This window comes from Arthrobacter sp. Bi83 (assembly GCF_918698095.1).
Lineage (GTDB): Bacteria > Actinomycetota > Actinomycetes > Actinomycetales > Micrococcaceae > Arthrobacter.
Window position 1 is genome coordinate 1 of the sequence record NZ_CAKKLY010000074.1, and the last position, 16,518, is coordinate 16,518.

21 protein-coding genes are annotated in these 16,518 nt (G+C 65.3%); 13 read left to right on the top strand and 8 right to left on the bottom strand.

Features of this window, described 5'->3' with window-relative positions; all coding sequences use genetic code 11:
• Positions 1-500: 500 nt before the first annotated feature.
• The 3 genes from LQ144_RS21450 to LQ144_RS21460 form a co-directional block, all read right to left on the bottom strand.
• Positions 501-1,025 carry a hypothetical protein gene (locus LQ144_RS21450; protein WP_230121272.1) on the bottom strand — a complete coding sequence of 175 codons (525 nt, stop codon included), beginning with the start codon at positions 1,023-1,025 and terminating at the stop codon, positions 501-503.
• 119 nt (positions 1,026-1,144) lie between these two features.
• Positions 1,145-1,408 (bottom strand): GlsB/YeaQ/YmgE family stress response membrane protein, encoded by a 264-nt coding sequence (locus tag LQ144_RS21455; protein WP_230121273.1) that lies wholly within the window; start codon positions 1,406-1,408, stop codon positions 1,145-1,147.
• A gap of 145 nt (positions 1,409-1,553) precedes the next feature.
• Positions 1,554-2,384 carry an aldo/keto reductase gene (locus LQ144_RS21460; RefSeq protein ID WP_230121274.1) on the bottom strand — a complete coding sequence of 277 codons (831 nt, stop codon included), beginning with the start codon at positions 2,382-2,384 and terminating at the stop codon, positions 1,554-1,556.
• 178 nt (positions 2,385-2,562) lie between these two features.
• On the opposite strand from LQ144_RS21460, the gene LQ144_RS21465 reads away from it, so the two are divergent.
• The gene (locus LQ144_RS21465) at positions 2,563-3,228 is read left to right on the top strand and encodes a CDP-alcohol phosphatidyltransferase family protein (RefSeq protein WP_230121275.1); all 666 of its coding nucleotides are present in this window, start codon (positions 2,563-2,565) and stop codon (positions 3,226-3,228) included.
• 150 nt (positions 3,229-3,378) lie between these two features.
• Entirely contained in the window at positions 3,379-3,588 is a 210-nt protein-coding gene (locus LQ144_RS21470; protein WP_230121276.1) for a hypothetical protein, read from the top strand.
• 99 nt (positions 3,589-3,687) lie between these two features.
• On the opposite strand, the gene LQ144_RS21475 is transcribed toward LQ144_RS21470, so the two are convergent.
• Positions 3,688-4,659 (bottom strand): aldo/keto reductase, encoded by a 972-nt coding sequence (locus tag LQ144_RS21475; RefSeq protein ID WP_230121277.1) that lies wholly within the window; start codon positions 4,657-4,659, stop codon positions 3,688-3,690.
• 17 nt (positions 4,660-4,676) lie between these two features.
• Positions 4,677-5,546, bottom strand: coding sequence for an aldo/keto reductase (locus tag LQ144_RS21480; RefSeq protein WP_230121278.1), 870 nt, complete (start codon positions 5,544-5,546; stop codon positions 4,677-4,679).
• A 178-nt stretch (positions 5,547-5,724) separates the two neighbouring features.
• Here LQ144_RS21480 and LQ144_RS21485 point away from each other — a divergent pair, with 178 nt between their 5' ends.
• From LQ144_RS21485 to LQ144_RS21495, 3 genes are all read left to right on the top strand, one after another.
• Positions 5,725-6,669: a helix-turn-helix transcriptional regulator gene (locus tag LQ144_RS21485; RefSeq protein WP_230121279.1), complete on the top strand. Its 945-nt coding sequence runs from the start codon at positions 5,725-5,727 to the stop codon at positions 6,667-6,669.
• A 128-nt stretch (positions 6,670-6,797) separates the two neighbouring features.
• Positions 6,798-6,992, top strand: coding sequence for a hypothetical protein (locus LQ144_RS21490; protein ID WP_230121280.1), 195 nt, complete (start codon positions 6,798-6,800; stop codon positions 6,990-6,992).
• Complete coding sequence (locus LQ144_RS21495) at positions 6,989-7,204, top strand: hypothetical protein (RefSeq protein WP_230121281.1); 216 nt, start codon at positions 6,989-6,991, stop codon at positions 7,202-7,204. The genes LQ144_RS21490 and LQ144_RS21495 overlap by 4 nt, the downstream gene beginning before the upstream one ends.
• Positions 7,205-7,239: 35 nt before the next feature.
• Here LQ144_RS21495 and LQ144_RS21500 read toward each other — a convergent pair whose 3' ends face one another.
• Entirely contained in the window at positions 7,240-7,449 is a 210-nt protein-coding gene (locus LQ144_RS21500; protein WP_230121282.1) for a dodecin, read from the bottom strand.
• Between the two features lie 91 nt (positions 7,450-7,540).
• Positions 7,541-8,242 (bottom strand): FadR/GntR family transcriptional regulator, encoded by a 702-nt coding sequence (locus tag LQ144_RS21505; protein ID WP_230121283.1) that lies wholly within the window; start codon positions 8,240-8,242, stop codon positions 7,541-7,543.
• 150 nt (positions 8,243-8,392) lie between these two features.
• On the opposite strand from LQ144_RS21505, the gene LQ144_RS21510 reads away from it, so the two are divergent.
• From LQ144_RS21510 to LQ144_RS21525, 4 genes are read left to right on the top strand one after another with little or no spacing between them, the layout of a single operon-like run.
• Positions 8,393-9,898 (top strand): four-carbon acid sugar kinase family protein, encoded by a 1,506-nt coding sequence (locus LQ144_RS21510; protein WP_230121284.1) that lies wholly within the window; start codon positions 8,393-8,395, stop codon positions 9,896-9,898.
• Positions 9,899-9,918: 20 nt separating this feature from the next.
• The gene (locus LQ144_RS21515; protein ID WP_230121285.1) at positions 9,919-10,824 is read left to right on the top strand and encodes an NAD(P)-dependent oxidoreductase; all 906 of its coding nucleotides are present in this window, start codon (positions 9,919-9,921) and stop codon (positions 10,822-10,824) included.
• A complete protein-coding gene (locus LQ144_RS21520; protein WP_230121286.1) occupies positions 10,824-11,699 on the top strand; it encodes a class II fructose-bisphosphate aldolase in 876 nt (291 codons plus the stop codon). The genes LQ144_RS21515 and LQ144_RS21520 overlap by 1 nt, the downstream gene beginning before the upstream one ends.
• A gap of 56 nt (positions 11,700-11,755) precedes the next feature.
• Positions 11,756-12,148, top strand: a complete 393-nt coding sequence (locus tag LQ144_RS21525) for a DUF1304 domain-containing protein (protein ID WP_230121287.1) — start codon at positions 11,756-11,758, stop codon at positions 12,146-12,148.
• Positions 12,149-12,170: 22 nt separating this feature from the next.
• Here LQ144_RS21525 and LQ144_RS21530 read toward each other — a convergent pair whose 3' ends face one another.
• The gene (locus tag LQ144_RS21530; RefSeq protein WP_230121288.1) at positions 12,171-12,650 is read right to left on the bottom strand and encodes a MarR family winged helix-turn-helix transcriptional regulator; all 480 of its coding nucleotides are present in this window, start codon (positions 12,648-12,650) and stop codon (positions 12,171-12,173) included.
• Between the two features lie 123 nt (positions 12,651-12,773).
• Between LQ144_RS21530 and LQ144_RS21535 the strand changes: the two genes are divergently transcribed.
• The 4 genes from LQ144_RS21535 to LQ144_RS21550 all read left to right on the top strand — a co-directional run bounded on the left by LQ144_RS21535 (position 12,774) and on the right by LQ144_RS21550 (position 16,424).
• Positions 12,774-13,727: an SDR family NAD(P)-dependent oxidoreductase gene (locus LQ144_RS21535; RefSeq protein ID WP_230121289.1), complete on the top strand. Its 954-nt coding sequence runs from the start codon at positions 12,774-12,776 to the stop codon at positions 13,725-13,727.
• A gap of 59 nt (positions 13,728-13,786) precedes the next feature.
• Positions 13,787-14,623: an amidohydrolase family protein gene (locus tag LQ144_RS21540; protein ID WP_230121292.1), complete on the top strand. Its 837-nt coding sequence runs from the start codon at positions 13,787-13,789 to the stop codon at positions 14,621-14,623.
• Between the two features lies 1 nt (position 14,624).
• Positions 14,625-15,860, top strand: a complete 1,236-nt coding sequence (locus tag LQ144_RS21545; RefSeq protein ID WP_230121290.1) for an acyl-CoA dehydrogenase family protein — start codon at positions 14,625-14,627, stop codon at positions 15,858-15,860.
• A 108-nt stretch (positions 15,861-15,968) separates the two neighbouring features.
• Positions 15,969-16,424, top strand: coding sequence for a MaoC family dehydratase (locus LQ144_RS21550; RefSeq protein WP_230121291.1), 456 nt, complete (start codon positions 15,969-15,971; stop codon positions 16,422-16,424).
• Positions 16,425-16,518: the final 94 nt, after the last annotated feature.

Sequence of the window (16,518 nt, forward strand, 5' to 3'; positions counted from 1 at the left end):
CTTTGGCCGCGGGTCCGGCGGCGTTGACCGCCTCGGTGCGGGTCCGTTCCACCGCGGCCGCGGCGAGCAGCTGAAGGTGCTCGGTCCGGCGGGAGAGCTCCTCGGTCAGGTCCGCGAAATCCGCCGCGTTACGGAAGGAGGTCAGAGCCAGTTCATCCGGCACGCTGTCGGCTGTGGTCTCCGCCAGCGCCAAGCACTGCCGGAGGCAGTCAAAAGCACCGCCGTTGGACGAAGAAGTGTCCGCAACGGCGGTGCTGGAAAGTTGGCCAGGGGCACAAGTCCCTGGATCCCGGACGCTGCGCAACGGATTGGTACGCGGGCCGGGCATTGCTGCCCGGCCCGCGTTACCAACGCTGCGTCCCCCAATGGCTTCCATATGAAAACTCTGCCAGAGGGGTCTGACAATTAAAGCGGGCGTCTAAAGCGGGCGCCTAAAGTCGGCGCCTAAAGCGGGCGCCGAACTTCAGTACCCAGCTCGGCTGAGGGGCTGGGCTGTTCGGCTAGTGCCTTTCAGGGTCCACGTTGGTGGCAGCCCCGGCCGGAGTGGCGCCGCCTTCATCGGACCAGTCCTGACCCGATGAGTCGTTCAATGCGGGGTCAGACTCAACGTCTGAAGTACCAAGGTTTACTGTCTCCGGGTGAGTACTGTGTGCGGGGACGTCCCCGCTGTCCAAAGTGTCGCCGTCGGGCGTGCCGCCTGAGGCGGGCGCGCCGCCTGAACCGGACGCGGCGCCGCCTGAGGAGTAGGTGCCGGACTTGGTGTCGCCCGATTTGGAAGCGTCGCGGTGCATGGCCGAGCTAAGCACTGTCCCGGCCCGACGCGCTGCTTCGGAGAGCTGGTCGCCCATGTCGGGTGCCTTTTCCTTCACAGCCTCGGTGGCCGCAGTGACCTTGTCCTGAACCGGTTTGCTGTCCCAAATGCTGGTGGCGCGGGCTTTGAGTTTGTCGTACGCTGCCCGGCCGGACCTGGATCCGAGAACGTAGCCTGCAGCAATTCCGGCGCCGAAGAGAAGTTTGGATTTCATGATGAACTCCTGCTCTTGAGAGGGATATGTACGATGTGGAAAGTTCAGCCTCTGAGGGAATCAGCTAAGAAAACGGCCCCGGGAAAGTGTCCCGGGGCCGTTTTCCAGCCAAGGTCCGACTAGCGGACGCTGCGGCGGGTGATCATGCCGTAGACCAGCAGGACGACGATTGCCCCGCCGATGGCCAGCAGCCACGTTGACAGCGAGAAGAACTCGTTGATTCCCACGCCGAAGAGCGCGCTGCCGATGAAGCCGCCGAGGATGGCTCCTACTACGCCAAGCAGAAGCGTGATGAAAATGCCGCCACCCTGTCGGCCGGGGAGGATCGCCTTAGCAATGGCTCCGGCAATGAGGCCCAGAATCAGAAATGCGAAAAAACCCATTTTTATCGTTCCTTCTTCTTCATAAAGGAGGCACCCGGTATGCCGGGTACGCTTCGTCCTTCTCCCCAATACTAAACATGCTTACTATTTTTCTGCCAGTCGGTTTGAGGAGAAACTCTCCTGCGGAGGGTTGTTCCCGCCGGCCTCAATGCCCTTGGACGTCTGAGTTCACGCCCGCCTCTGGCCCTTCATCCAGCGTCTCGATGGCCGTCAGATCTTCCTGGTCCAGGGTGAACCCGAAGACGTCGATATTCTCCTTCATGCGTTGCAGACTGGAGGACTTTGGGATGGCCACCAAGCCTTGGTGAACATGCCAGCGGAGCACTATCTGGCCCTCGGTTTTGCCGTGTTTTCTGGCGATTCTTGTCAGCACTGGCGCAGACAACAGGCCTGAACCTGCCCCGAGCGGGCTGTACGATTCGGTGACTATCCCGTGGTGCTCGTGATAGGCGCGGTCCGCAGAGCGCGTGACCGAGGGGTTGAGTTGGATCTGGTTCACTGCGGGAACCACATCAGTTGCCCACATGAGCTGTTCAAGGTGGGACGGTTTGAAATTCGACACGCCGATTGAACGGGCTTTGCCCTCATTCTGAAGCCGTTCAAAGGTCTTCCACGTCGAGATGAAATCGCCACGCCGGGGCAGCGGCCAATGGATGAGGAGCAGGTCCACGTAGTCCATGTTCAGCCGCCTGAGCGCGCCCTCCAGGCCTGCCACCGCCCTGTCCTCACCTTGGAATTCGCCGTCGAGCTTGGTGGTCACGAAGAGCTCGTCGCGGTCCAATCCACACCCGCGAATTCCCTCGCCCACCCCGGTTTCATTGCCGTATTTCACGGCGGTGTCGATATGCCGGTACCCGGCTTCCACGGCATGTACGACGGCGTCCGCCACCTCATGGTCGTTTAGCGGCCAGGTGCCAAGTCCAATCTGTGGTATCCGGTGGCCATCGTTCAGGTCGATTGCCGGTGAGAGTGCCATGCGCAAAGTCTTTCCTATGAGCAGCCGTTTGCACAGAGCCAATTGCGGTGCTCCGCTGCCAGAGCCGGTTGTTGCTACGATGAGCGCGAGGGGGCATATGGAGGTCTTGGCCAGGCGCCGCGCGATGACGGATGCGGCAATAGCGATGGCTGGTTTTCTTGTGGCCGGGAGTTGGCTTATGGCCACTTCGGCTGCGGATTCAGGATGGCTCTACGCGGCGCTGTCCGCTGGCGTCGCGGTGGTGGGAAACGCTGCCGTCTCAATCCTCAGGCGCAAGCCGCCAATGATCACTCCCGCAGATCGGGTCACGCTGGTCCGTGCTGTTCTGGCGGCATGCTGCGCAGCAATGGCCGTTCCCGCACTCTTCAGTGACCGCTTGCCCGGCGTCCCGTTCATCGTCATAGGCAGCGTGGCTTTCCTGCTTGATGCCGTGGATGGAGCAGTGGCGCGGCGTTTCGCCTGCGCATCCCCTGCAGGGGCACGACTGGACGTTCAAACAGATGCCGCCTTGGTTCTCGTACTGTCCGTCGCCGCAGTGGGAAGTTTCGGCCCGTGGGTCCTGGCTGTCGGGCTGATGTGGTACGCCTTTATAGCGGCCGGCCGGCTCCGGCCTGCCCTCAGGGGAACGCTCGGCGTGAGCCGGCTCCGCAAGGTCATCGGCGCCTACCAGCCATTTGCGTTTCTGCTGGCGCTAACACCGGGCGTGCCCGCGGGGATCGGCGCCGCCGCCGTCATCCTTGCCCTCGTGACGCTGGTGGCCTCTTTCGGCCGAGACATCCTCGAGCTGGAGCGGACCCGCGGCAGGGATGTTGGCTTGGAGTCCGGACAAGAACTGGTGAACTGACCGCCTGCCTGAGATCGGCAGCCCTGAGTGAAGCTCTGGACTAAGCGGCAAGGCGCTGGTATCCCTTGGGTGTAGCGGGAACGAGAGAAATATGTGGCCAAGTTTCGTGGCCACACCCGATGGCACCCCGACCAGCAAAGGATCCTGACCATGAGTGAAACGCCCGACGATTCCCAGCAGGATTCCACCCGGGACCCACAGGAGAATCCCTCGGAGGGATTTCCTTTCGACCCCACGCAGAACCCGCCCTTGGAGGATCCCGCAGTTCCTCCGCAGGATCCGCCGGGACCGCCTACGGGCCCCGACGGCGAACCCGACGATCCCGCCCTGGAGGACCCGCAGCGCCCTCCGGCTCGTTAGCGGTAGACGACGGTAGCAGTGCATGCGGCCGCGCGGGAGTCCGACGCCGGCCCGGCCCGGTCAGCGGCGCTGGCCCACCGGTGAGCCAGCGCCAGCCCGTCACCAGGCATAGTCTTCGGGTGCGGTGCGGTGCCCCGGGAAGATGGCGTCCAGGCGCTTGAGTGCGTCACCGTTGAGCGTGACATCCAGGGCCCGGATGGCGGCGTCGAGCTGTTCCTGCGTGCGGGGGCCAACGATAGGGGCCGTCACCGCCGGTTGGTGCAGCAGCCAGGCGAGCGCCACGTCGCCGGGTTCGTGGCCCAGCTCTTCGGCGAAGTCCTCGTACTCCTGGATCTGGTCGGAGTGCTTTTTAAGTGTTTCCTGCGCGCGCCCCTCAAGGCGCCGTACGCCATCGCGCTCCTTCTTCAGCACGCCGCCGAGAAGGCCGCCGTGCAGGGGGGACCAGGGAATGATCCCGAGCCCGTATTGTTCGGCGGCGGGGATGACTTCAAGTTCCACATTCCGGGTCAGCAGGTTGTAGATGGACTGCTCGCTGACCAGGCCCGTGTAGTTGCGCCGGGCAGCGGTCTCCTGCGCCTGCGCAATATGCCAGCCGGCGAAGTTACTGCTTCCTGAATAGAGGATCTTGCCCTGCTGGACGGCCACCTCGATGCCCTGCCAGATCTCGTCCCAGGGAGTGTTCCGGTCCACGTGGTGGAACTGGTACACGTCGATGTAGTCGGTCTGTAGGCGCTTCAGGCTCGCGTCGAGGGCCCGGCGGATGTTGAGTGCCGAGAGTTTGGACTCGTTGGGGCGGTCTGTCATGGTTCCGTACAGCTTGGTGGCCAGGACGGTGCGTTCGCGCCGCTCGCCCCCTTGGGCGAACCACCGGCCGATGATCTCCTCTGTCCAGCCGCGATGACCGGTGCCGCCGTAAACATTGGCGGTGTCGAAGAAGTTGATGCCGGACTCCTGCGCGGAGTCCATCATCGAATGCGCTGCGGCCTCGTCGGTTTGAGGGCCGAAGTTCATGGAGCCGAGGCACAGGCGGGAGACTTTCAGGCCGGAGCGGCCCAGATGGGTGTACTGCATGGTCGTGGTCCTTAGGGCTAGAACTGGGAAAAGGCGGCGACGGCGGGATCCGCGCCCACCCGGGTACCGGCCTCCAGTGCATTGATTGATTCGACATCCGCGGCGCTCAGCGAGATGGACGCGGCGGCGAGGTTCTCACGCATACGAGCCGAGTCAGCGGACTTCGGAATCACAATGGTTCCCGCCGCGAGGTGCCAGGCAAGGATGATCTGCGCGGGCGTCGCGCCGCGGTCCTCGGCAAGGGCAGTGACGGCCTGGGCGTTCAGGTCGGCGCCTTGGCCGAGGGGGCTATAGGCCTCGACGGCAATGCCGTGGGAGCGGCTCTTCTCGGCCAGAACCGACTGCTGGAACGTGGGATGAAGCTCGACCTGGTTCACGGCCGGAACGATGCCGGCCTTGGCCAAGAGCGTATCCAGGTGGTCCTCCAGGAAGTTCGACACGCCGATGGCACGGATATTGCCTTCCACGTAGAGCGCCTCCATGGTTCGCCACGCTTCCGTGAACAGGCCTTGCGACGGCACAGGCCAATGGATGAGGTAAAGATCAATGACGTCCAGGCCGAGTGCTTTGCGGCTGTTTTCAAAGGCTTCGGCAGCAGAGCCCTGTTCGCCGTTCCTGAGCTTGGTAGTGATGAAGAGTTCCTTGCGGGGGATCCCTGAAGCCGCGATGGCCGCTCCGACGCCTTCTTCGTTGCGGTAAGCGGCCGCCGTGTCGATGTGCCGGTAGCCGGCCTCGAGGGCGTCTTCCACGATCCGCTGGGTCTCTGCCGGCGGCACCTGGAAGACACCGAACCCCAGCTGGGGGATGGTGACGCCGTTGTTCAGCGTGACCCCTGGTATTTCGAGGCTCTGAGGGGCAGTGGTGGTGGGTTCGGGTGTCTGGGACATGGCTGCTCTCCTGGGTATTTACGGAATCTGGGTATGTACAGAATCGGAAGGCTCTTCATCGAGCCTATGCACCAGGGCCGCCGCCGTCAGTAGATGTGCCTGTCCCTGTTTTTCCTAGGACTGGCAGTCCTACCTTCGTTGTAGAAAGCACCGCCCTGGCAAGTGCAGAATGGAGGGCATGGGTCAGAGCGCTGAGTTTGGAAAATTCCTCAAGGCAATGCGGTCGCGGTTGAAGCCGGAAGACGCCGGCATAGCCGACGGGTCCAGCGCGAGGCGGGTGCCGGGGCTCCGACGCGAAGAAATCGCGCGGCTCGCAGACGTCAGCACCGACTACTACACGCGGCTCGAGCAGGGCAGGAACATCCATCCGTCACGGGCCGTGCTGGATTCAGTAGCCAGGGCGCTCAAGCTCGACGCCGGCGAGCAGGCGCACATGATGGATCTCCTGGAGCACTGTGCTGAATCCGCCCGTTCTCCCGTTCCGGCCCAGGGCGTGCGTCCCGCAGTGCGCCAGCTTCTGGAGGCCGTGGGCGACGTTCCCGCCCTTGTCCTTGGCCGGCGCACGGATGTGCTCGCCGGCAACCGGCTGGCATTCCTGCTGTTTGCGGATTTCCCGGAGCTGCCGCCGGGCGAGCGGAACCTGACGCGCTGGCTCATCCTGGATCCACGGGCGCGTGAACTCTTCCGCGACTGGAAGTCGGTGGCCGCCGAGGCGGCAGGCGCGCTGCGCGTCGACGTCGGCCGGCATCCCAGCGACGCCCAGGCCAACCAGCTGGTGGGGGAGCTGGCGGTGCACAGCGAGCACTTCCGGCAATGGTGGGCGGGGCACCGGGTTGCCACCCGGTCGGCCGGCAGCGTGCGGCTCCACCATCCCGCCGTCGGGGACCTTGAACTGAACTTTGAAAACCTGATCCTTCGGGACGATCCTGACCAGGTGCTCCGGGTGTTCTCAGCGAAGCCGGGCTCCCCGTCCGCCGACGCGCTGGCCCTGCTCGGCAGCCTGGGCGCCCGCGCAGAGGGGGAAATTGCGACGGCGGAGGACGCTTCCACCGCTGCCGAACCGCAGCCGTCAGGTGCTCCGGGCGACCGCCCCGCCGCAATGAGGGCAGCCGAACAGCCGTAGGGCGCCAGAGCGTTGTGCTGCTGCCCAGCCCACCGGAGGGATTCTAGCCATCCGCCCATTGGGTCTGTGCTGCCGCCTTTCTAGCCTTGGAGGAGAACTTCTTCGACCACCAAGGATGACATTCAAGGATGAAACGCATCGCACTGCTCAGGGAACGCCACGCGCCGTCCGCATCGACAGGAACCCACTGCCCCGCATCGGGCCTGTGGACCCCGGATGAGTCGCCGCAGGAAACCCACACGTTCTTTGAAGGCCAGGTCCTTCCCGCTTTCCAGGGTGCACCCACCGTATGGCGCCGCCGGTCCGTAGGCCAGGAATCATGATGCGCGAGGCGGGGCTGCCCCAACGTCCCGCCACGGCCGCCGCACGGCTTGCGCCGAACCGGTGGGCGGAATTGGCGCCCGGCGAAGCGGTGTGGGTCGAAAGCGACGGCTACGGCTTCGATGCCGCACACGTGGACGAAGTCTCCGAGCACCACGAGATGCTCTGGGTGGAGTTTGCCGGCCACGCCGTCCAGGTGTGGACCAGGGACTGAAACAGCAGCTAAACCGCCTGGGCTGGCGGCTGGGGTCAGCGCTCCAGCCGGAAGCCGAGCTTGATGGTGACCTGCCAGTCGGCGACCTTGCCGTTGTCGAGGTGGCCGCGGATCTCCTTGACCTCGAACCAGTCAAGGTTCCGCAGTGTCTTCGAGGCCTCGGCTATTCCGTTGCGGACGGCATCGTCCACGCCTTCGTTCGAAGTCCCGACAATTTCAGAAATGCTGTAAGTGTGATTAGACAACTTCGCTCCTCGTGATCGCCATCGATACCCGGCTGCGGGCCGTTCCTGCAGAGTATCGGAAGGAGCGTCCCGGAACTAGGTTTCCAGGGGGTCAGGCTTCCAGGACGTAGCTCCTGAGGTCGTCAAGGGTCTGCTGCATATGGGCGTCCATGGCATCCCGTGCCCGCAACGGATCGCGGGCGGCCAGGGCCTCGTAAATGTTCTGGTGGTGGCCGATTGCGTGTTCCTGGATCTGCGGCACCTCGGAAGTTTCCGTGCGCCGCTTCTCCAGCACGCGGTGCAACGGCTCGAACAGGACCGCCACAAAGACGTTCTCGGAGGCATGAAGTATCAGGTCGTGGAAGGCGAGGTCGGCCGCCACGAACCGGGCAAGGTCGTTGGCATGGTGGGCTTCGCGCATGTCCTCAACGCGGCCGCGGAGTTCCTCCAGCTCGGCATCGGTGATGCGCTGCGCAGCCAGTTCGCAGGCACCAGTTTCCAGCATCCTGCGCAGCTCGATGAGCTGGATCGCCGCCGCGGGTCCGTTCTGCCCCTCGGAGGCTGCACGGAGCACGGCTTCCAGTGACGACCAGCGGTTCAGCGGGTTCACGAACGTTCCGCGGCCGCGTTCCACGCTGAGGATGCGCTGGGCCTCGAGGGTCTTCATGGCCTCGCGGACCGTCATTCTGCTGACCTCGTGGCGTGCGCTGAGCTCCAGCTCACCGGGGACGCTCGCGCCGGGCGGAAATTCCCCGGCAATAATGCGGTCCAGGAGCTCGTCAGCTACGACTCCCACCAGTGATTTGCGTGCCATTTTCCCCGTTCAGCGTTTCTCGCCCCATATGCCTGACAAGTCTACTTGCGCACGTCCTGTGCGTTATGCCACACTAACAGTCAAACGACAGATGTCTGACATCTGACAAAATTCTGTTCGCAATATAGTTTCGACACAACGGAGTGCACTGTGCCCCTAGAAGCAGACATCCTGGCCGCCTACCCCGCGGAGCTCCAGATTCCCGCCCGGCAGGTAGCCAGCGCCCTGGCCGCCTCCGTTGCGGCGTCCCCGCGTGTGCTGGTGGTCCTCGACGACGACCCAACCGGAACGCAGTCGGTTTCCGATCTCCCCGTGCTCACCCGCTGGGAAGTCGAGGACTTCACCTGGGCCTTCACTCAGGGTAAGGCCGCAGTGTACGTGCTCACCAACACCCGAAGCTTGGATCCGGCGGAAGCCGCGGCACGAAACGAAGAGATTGTGCGCAATGCCCTTGCTGCCGCGCATGCGGGCGCAACTGACGGCGAGGCAGCAGTCCGGCTCGGATTCGTCAGCCGCAGCGACTCGACGCTGCGCGGGCACTTTCCGCTCGAACCCGACGTCATCGCCGCCACTGTCGCCGCCGAGAGCGGCGAGGAAACGGACGGCGTCGTGATTGTTCCTGCCTTCCCCGACGCCGGACGCGTCACCATCGGTGGCATCCACTACATGCGCGGAACCGGAAACGACGCCGGCCAGCTCACCCCGGTTGCGGAGACCGAGTTCGCCAAGGATGCGACATTCGGGTTCGCCAACTCCGAAATGGCAAAGTACGTGGAAGAGAAGTCGCAGGGCCGCTTTGCCGCGGACTCTGTGATCGTGCTCGACCTCAACATCATCCGCGCGGGCGCCGCCGGCAATGGCGACGCCGGCGACCCGGACGTGTCCGCCAAGGCCATTGCCGACGCGATTGAGCCGGCCACCGCCTCAACCCCGATCGTGGCGGACATCGTCACCGAAAACGACCTCCGTGCCCTCGCCCTCGGTTTGGAAGAGGCCGAACACCGCGGCAAGAAGCTCCTGTACCGCGTGGGTCCGCCCTTTGTCCGTGCCCGGATCGGGCAGGAGATCCGGAGCGAGCTCAGCGGTGAGGAAGCCTACGCCGGCAACGTCCCCTCCGAGGCCGGCGGCCTGATCGTCGTCGGTTCGCACGTGGGCGTGACAACGCGGCAGCTGAAGGTGCTGACCGACCAGCACAGCGCGGCCCGCATTGTGGAGATCGACGTCGAGAAGCTGCTGGGGGACGGCGCCGACACCTACCTCGACGAGACGGTGGACGCCGTCGTTGAGGCCCTTCACAGCGGCGACGTCATCGTCCACACGAGCCGCCTGCTTATCAAGACTGACGACCCGGCCGAAAGCCTCCGGATCGCGCGTACTGTCTCTGCCGCCGTCGTCGCCGTGGTCAACCGGACGCTCAAGACCTTCCCGCCGCGGTTCGTCATCGCCAAGGGCGGCATCACGTCCTCCGACGTGGCTGCCCATGGACTGGAAATCCGGCACGCGATAGTCCGCGGGCCGATGCTGCCGGGCATCGTCAGCCTCTGGGAACCGGTGGACGGCCCCGCCAAGGGAATTCCGTACATCGTGTTTGCCGGCAACGTGGGCGACGACGAATCCCTGGCCCAGGTCACCCGCAAGCTCAGCAACACTTTCTAGCCAATTCAATGGAGAACACCATGACCTCGACCTACAAAGTCACCGTCCTCGGCCTCGGCGCCATGGGCCTGCCGATGGCCACCCGCCTCGCCAGCCAGCTCACCGTCCACGGGTTCGACATCGCCGAACCCCGCCTGCGCCTGGCCGAGGAGTCCGGCGTGCGCACCTTTGCCTCGGCGCGCGAGGCCGCCGAGGACACTGACGCCCTGCTGCTGGCCGTCCGCAACAGCGAGCAGCTCAACGATGTCCTGTTCGGTGAGAACGGCGTAGCGTCCGTGCTTAAGAAGGGCGCCGTCGTCATCCTGACCAGCACCGTCGGTACCGAAGCGATCCCGGCCACCGTCAGCCGCTTGGCGGCATACGGTGTGGCGCTTATCGACGCACCGCTGTCCGGCGGTCCCAAGCGGGCCGGTGAAGGGGACCTGCTGATCGTCGTCGGCGCCGAGCCCGCCGCGCTCGAGTCGGCTCGTCCCGTCCTGGAACTGCTCGCCTCCACCCTGACCGTTGTGGGCGACAAGCCCGGCGACGGCCAGGCCCTGAAGACCGTCAACCAGCTCCTCTGCGGAATCCACATCGCAGCCGCCGCCGAGGCGATGGCGCTGGCCGACGCCCTGGGCCTGGACCAGGCGAAGACCCTCGCCGCCCTCGAAGCCGGTGCCGCCGGTTCCTTCATGCTTTCCAACCGCGGCCCGCGCATCCTGGAGGCCTACAGCGAGGATGGCGCCGAGGTGCTCAGCCGTCTGGACATCTTCGTCAAGGACATGGGCATCGTCGGCAAGGCAACCCGTGCGGCTGGCCTCGCCACCCCGGTTGCCGCCGCCGCCGAACAGCTCTACCTGCTGGGCCAGGCGCACGGCCTCGCTGCTGCCGATGATTCCGCGGTCATCAAGGTTGTGGCTCCCACCAAGCGCACCGCCGCACTCTGATGCGCGCGAGGCTCGACGAGCTTGTAAGCTCTGCTCTCCAGCAGGGCGCGGCTGTACCCGCCTTCACGTGCTACGACTTCACCACCGCGATGGCGGTAGTCGGCGCAGCCGAGGAGACGGGCCGCGGCGTCATTCTGCTCGTGGCGCCCAAGACTGCAGCCACCGCGAACGGACTGAGGCTCATCTCAGCGCTCCGGGGCCTGGCCGACGCCGCGTCGGTGCCTGTCGCCGTGCAGTTGGACCATGCCTCAGACCGCCAGGTCATCGTTGCGGCGGTTGTGGCCGGGGCGGATTCCGTCCTCGTGGATGGCTCGTCCCTGCCGTACGAGGAGAACATCGCGCTGGTTCGCGAAGTGCGGGCAGCCCTGGACGCACAGGGGAACGCCGACGTCGTGATCGAAGCGGAGCTGGGGGGACTCGCCGGTGATGAGGACCGGGCGTTCGGCGCCGATTCGGACGCAGATGCGTCCGGCAGCGAGGTGGCCGGCCTCACCGACTCCGCACAGGTGGAGGACTTTGTGGCCCGGACCGGCGCCCAGCTGCTCGCCGTGGCGGTGGGCAACGTCCATGGAAAGTACAAAGGCAAGCCCGAACTGCGCTGGGATGTCCTGCAGGACATCGCCGTGCGCACGCGCATCCCTCTGGTGCTCCACGGAGCATCCGGAATTCCGGCCGGGGAACTGGCCAAGGCCCCGGCCATGAACGTGGGCAAGGTGAACTTCAACACCGAGCTCCGGACCGGCGTTCTTGAAACGCTGGAGACACAAACTGCTGCGCACCGGGCAGACGGCGAGAACCTCCAGGGCCTCCTGGCCCGCTGGAACGACTCCGCCAAGGACTTCGCGACGTCGGCCCTGGCCATGTTGAGCCGCTGAAATACGTTTGAGCTGACGCCTCGAAGCGCAGGGGGAGGGGAGGCTAGGATCGAGCCATGATCCCGGCCTCCCTCGTCTTTGCACTCGTCGCGGCACTCCTGCACGTCTATATCTTCACGATGGAGTCGCTCACCTGGGCCCGGCCGGCCACGTGGAAGCGCTTCGGGGTCGCATCGCAGGCCGATGCCGAGACCACGAAACCACTCGCGTACAACCAGGGCTTCTACAACCTGTTCCTCGCACTCGGCGCCTTCGCCGGGATCGCGGCAGTGCTATTCGGCCAGCCTCGCGTGGGCTGGACGCTCATCTTCAGCAGCTGCGGTTCGATGTTCCTCGCCTCCGCCGTCCTGGCCTTGAGCGGCAGGAAGTACCTCCGCGCCGCCGCGACGCAGGGCACTGCGCCGTTGCTCGCCGTCGTGGTTGGCGTCCTGGCGGTGCTGGCCGGCTAGCTTCGTGGCGGCTCAGCGCCGCTCAGGCGCCGCCGCCCCACAGCGCCTTGCGCAGCAGTGCCTTGAGCTGTGCGGCTTCGTCATCTGCCAGCCCAGACAGCGCTTCGGACTCCGCCCGGCCGGCGGCCTCGGCGGCCTGCGCCTGCAGCCGGCTCCCCGCCGCTGTGGCGGTGACCGTCTTAGCCCGGCGGTCCTGCTTGCCGGGGGCCCGCACCACAAGTCGGCGCTTTTCCAGCTCGTCCACAAGCGCCACGATTTGGCTCGGGTCAAGGCTGAGGAAGTCGGCCAGTTCACGCTGCGTGGGCTCGAGGCCGCTGTTGGCAAGGATCAGCACGGAGTACGAGCGCTCCTTGAGGTCGAACTCCGCCAGCGCCCGGTTGTTCAGCACCGACCCCGCCGCGTGCAGCTTGGCGAGCAGGAAGCCCAGGTCCTGACTGATGGACGCCGCGACGAGCTTGTCTGCCGGCTCTGTCTGCTGCCCGCCCTGTGTCTCGATGCTCATGCCCACCTCCGATAGTTCTCAAAATAAATCGTTGACTTTTTCAACTATCCATATTTTCATGGATACAGAACAGCATCGCATGCCGGACGGCAGGATGCACGGTCAGCTAGCAAGGGAGCAGCGATGAGCCTGTCAGGAAAAGTAGCAATCGTCACGGGAAGCGGCCGCGGACTGGGCCTCGCCTATGCGAGGGAACTCGCCCGCCAGGGTGCCGCCGTCGTCATTAACGACGTCGACGGGGACGTCGCCGGCGAAGCCGTCGGGACCATCGAGGCCGACGGCGGCCGCGCAGTGGCCGCCGTCGCTCCCGTGGGCAGCACGGAGGCCGCCAAACTGCTGGTGCAGACAGCCGTCGACGCTTTCGGCCGGCTGGACATCCTGGTCACCAACGCCGGAATCCTGCGGGACAAGTCCCTGCTGAAGATGACAGATGAGGATTTCGACCTTGTCATCAACGTCCACCTGCGCGGCACCTTCACCTGCGTCCGGGAAGCGTTCGGTTACTTCAAGGAGAACGGCATCGCGGGCCGGATCATCACGATCGGTTCGCCCACGGGGCAGCGCGGCAACTTCGGCCAGACCAACTACGCCGCAGCCAAGGCGGGCATCGTGGGCATGGTCCGCACCTGGGCGCTGGAAATGAAGAAGGCGGGCGTGACCGCCAACGCCGTCATCCCGGTGGCTGCCACTGCCATGACCAAGACAGTCCCGTACTTCCAGAAAGCAGTGGAAGCGGACGAGCGCAGCGAGTCCATGCCGGCGTTCTTCCGCCGCGAGCTCGGCTTCGGAACGGCCGACGACGTCTCCGGACTGGTCGCGTTCCTCGCCTCCGATGAGGCGGCGGGCATCACCGGCCAGGCGATCGGCGCCGGCGGCGACCGCCTGCAGGTGTGGACGCACCCGGAAGCCGCGGCAACTGAGTACCGTGAGGGCGGCTGGGGATACCAGGACCTCGTGGAGAACTTCAGCTCGCTCTTTGGGGACAAGCTGCAGAGCGTGGGCGAGGAATTCCTGCCGCTGCCCGAAGGCCTGAAGCCCGACACACAGCCGGCGGCAGCGGCTGCGAAGGTCGGCTAGCCGTGGCTGCAAACCGCTACGAGCTCGGCATTGACGCGGCCAAGCTGGACGCGATCGACATGCACGTCCACCTCGAAGTGGACGGCCACGGCCACGAATCGCTGCCGCCGGCCCTGACCGAGGCCTCCGCGAAGTACTTCAAGTCCGAGGACCGCAGCCCGTCGCTGGACCGCATCGCCGAGGTGTACCGGGAGCTGAACATGGCCGCCGTCGTGTTCACCGTGGACGCCAGCACCCAGCTCAAGCACGAGCCCAACAGCATCGAGGACCTCATCGCCGGGGCCGCCCGGAACAACGACGTCCTCATCCCGTTCGGCAGTGTCGATCCCCGCACAGGCGCCGAGGCCATCCAGGGCGCCAAGCGCCAGGCCATCGACCTGGGCGCCCGCGGCTTCAAATTCCATCCCAGCCTGCAGGGCTTCGACCCCTCCAATGAACAGTTTTACCCCCTGTGGGAGGCTCTCCAGGAACTGGGCCTGCCGGCCATCTTCCACACCGGGCAAAACGGCATGGGCGCCGGGCTGCCCGGCGGTTACGGCATCAAGCTGGCGTATTCCAACCCGCTCCTGCTGGATGCCGTGGCAGCGGACTTCCCGGAACTGCAGATCATCATGGCTCACCCGTCCGTGCCGTGGCAGGACGAGGCCAATTCGATCGCCACGCACAAAGCCAACGTGTTCATCGACCTGTCCGGATGGTCACCGAAGTACTTCCCGGAGTCGCTGGTGCGCATGTCCAATTCGGTGCTGCAGGACAAGGTCCTGTTCGGCACTGACTTCCCGCTCATCACGCCGCAAAAATGGCTCGGTGCCTTCGCGGACCTGCCCCTGAAGGACGAGGTCCGGCCCAAAATCCTCAAGCACAATGCAGTGCGCCTGCTCGGATTGGGAGCCTGAGATGAGCCTGGATACCGGCCTGGCCCCGGGGCATAGGGCCGTGGTGGAGGAACGCCTCTACGGTGTCTGCGACTATTACGACGCCGAGTCCCTCCTCAGCGACGACGAGCGCCGCGTGCTGGGACGCCTGCGGAGCTTCCTCGATGAGAAAGCCCGGCCGCTCCTGGCGGAGTACTGGGAGCGCGGGGAATTCCCGCAGCAGCTCGCACAGCCGCTGGCTGACCTGGACCTCATGGAACCAGCGGAACTCACAGGCGCCGGCCCGGACCGCAGCCCCGCCCGGGGCATCTACCACGGCTTCCGGATCTTCGAGCTGGCCCGCACGGACGCGTCGCTGGCCACTTGGTACACCGCGCAAGCCGGACTGTTCCGCACAGCCGTCCGCGTGGGGGCCTCGGCGGAGCAGCAGGCTGAATGGATGCCGAAAGTCATCGACTTCTCGCTCAAGGGCGTCTTCTCGCTGACCGAACCGGAGTCCGGCTCCGACATTGCAGGCGGGCTTTTAACAACGGCCCGGCGCGAGGGGGATTCCTGGGTCCTGGACGGCGCCAAGCGCTGGATCGGAGGCGCCGCGACGGCGGACGTCCTTGCGGTGTTCGCCCGCGACGTGGCCGACGGGCAGGTCAAGGCCTTCCTGGTTGACCGTGAAGCCGATGGCGTGACGCTGGAGAAAATCCACGGCAAGACGGCATTGCGGATGATGCAGAACGCCCACACCACCCTTGAGGGCGTCCGCGTGCCGGAATCCATGCGGCTGCACAGCGTGAACTCCTTCAGGGATGTGGCCGCGATGCTCCGGGCCATGCGTTCGGACGTCGCCTGGATCGCCGCCGGCATCCAGGCCGGTGCCTTCGAGGCTGCTTTGCGGTATGTCACGGAGCGCCGGCAGTTCGGCCGGCCGCTGGGATCCTTCCAGCTGGTCCAGGAAAAGCTGGCCCGGATGCTCGGCAACGTCACGTCCTCTCTGTCCCTGGTGGTCCGGCTGACCGAACAGCAGGCGCGGGGCATCTACCGCGACCAGGACTCCGCCCTGGCCAAGATGCAGACGTCCCTGCTGATGCGGGAAACCGTGGCCCTAGCCCGCGAAGTGGTTGGTGGCAACGGCATCACCCTGGCCTCTGACGTCGCACGGTTCCATGCCGACGCCGAAGCCGTCTACTCCTACGAAGGCACCCACGAAATCAACGCCCTGATCGTTGGCCGCGCCCTCACAGGCGAAAGCGCCTTCACCCGCTAAGCCGTACGAACTGAACGTACTGAACCGGACGACAACTGAACTCCACAACGGCAGCGCCGTGCCGCCGTCGTACTTCCGCAATCCCAAAAACCGCCACAGGAGGCACAAATGCCCAATCTCGTCGTCGACTTCGACAAACTGCTCACCCTCGCCGGAACCGACCTCGGCGTGACCGAATACCGCGAAATCACCCAGGAACAGATCAACAAATTCGCCGATGCCACCGGTGACGACCAGTGGATCCACGTGGACGCCGAACGAGCCAAAGACGGCCCGTTCGGCGCCGCGATCGCGCACGGTTTCCTCACGCTTTCGCTCATTATCCCGTTCTGGGGAGAGCTGTTCGACGTCGACGGCGTCACCACGAAGGTCAACTATGGCCTGGACAAGGTCCGCTTCACCTCACCGGTGAAGGTCGGTTCGCGGATCCGCATGCAGGCCACCATCGCCGAGGTAAGCGAGGTCAAGGGCGGCGCCCAGATCAAGGTATCCAACACCATCGAAATCGAAGGCCAGGAACGCCCCGCCGTCGTAGCTGAGTTCCTCGCCCGCTTCTACAAGTAGGCCGCTTCCACAAGTAGCCCGCTGCTACGAGCAGTCCCGCTTCTGGAGGCAGCCCGCGTCAAGGACGAAGCGCCGCCTCCACCCCCTTCCACCC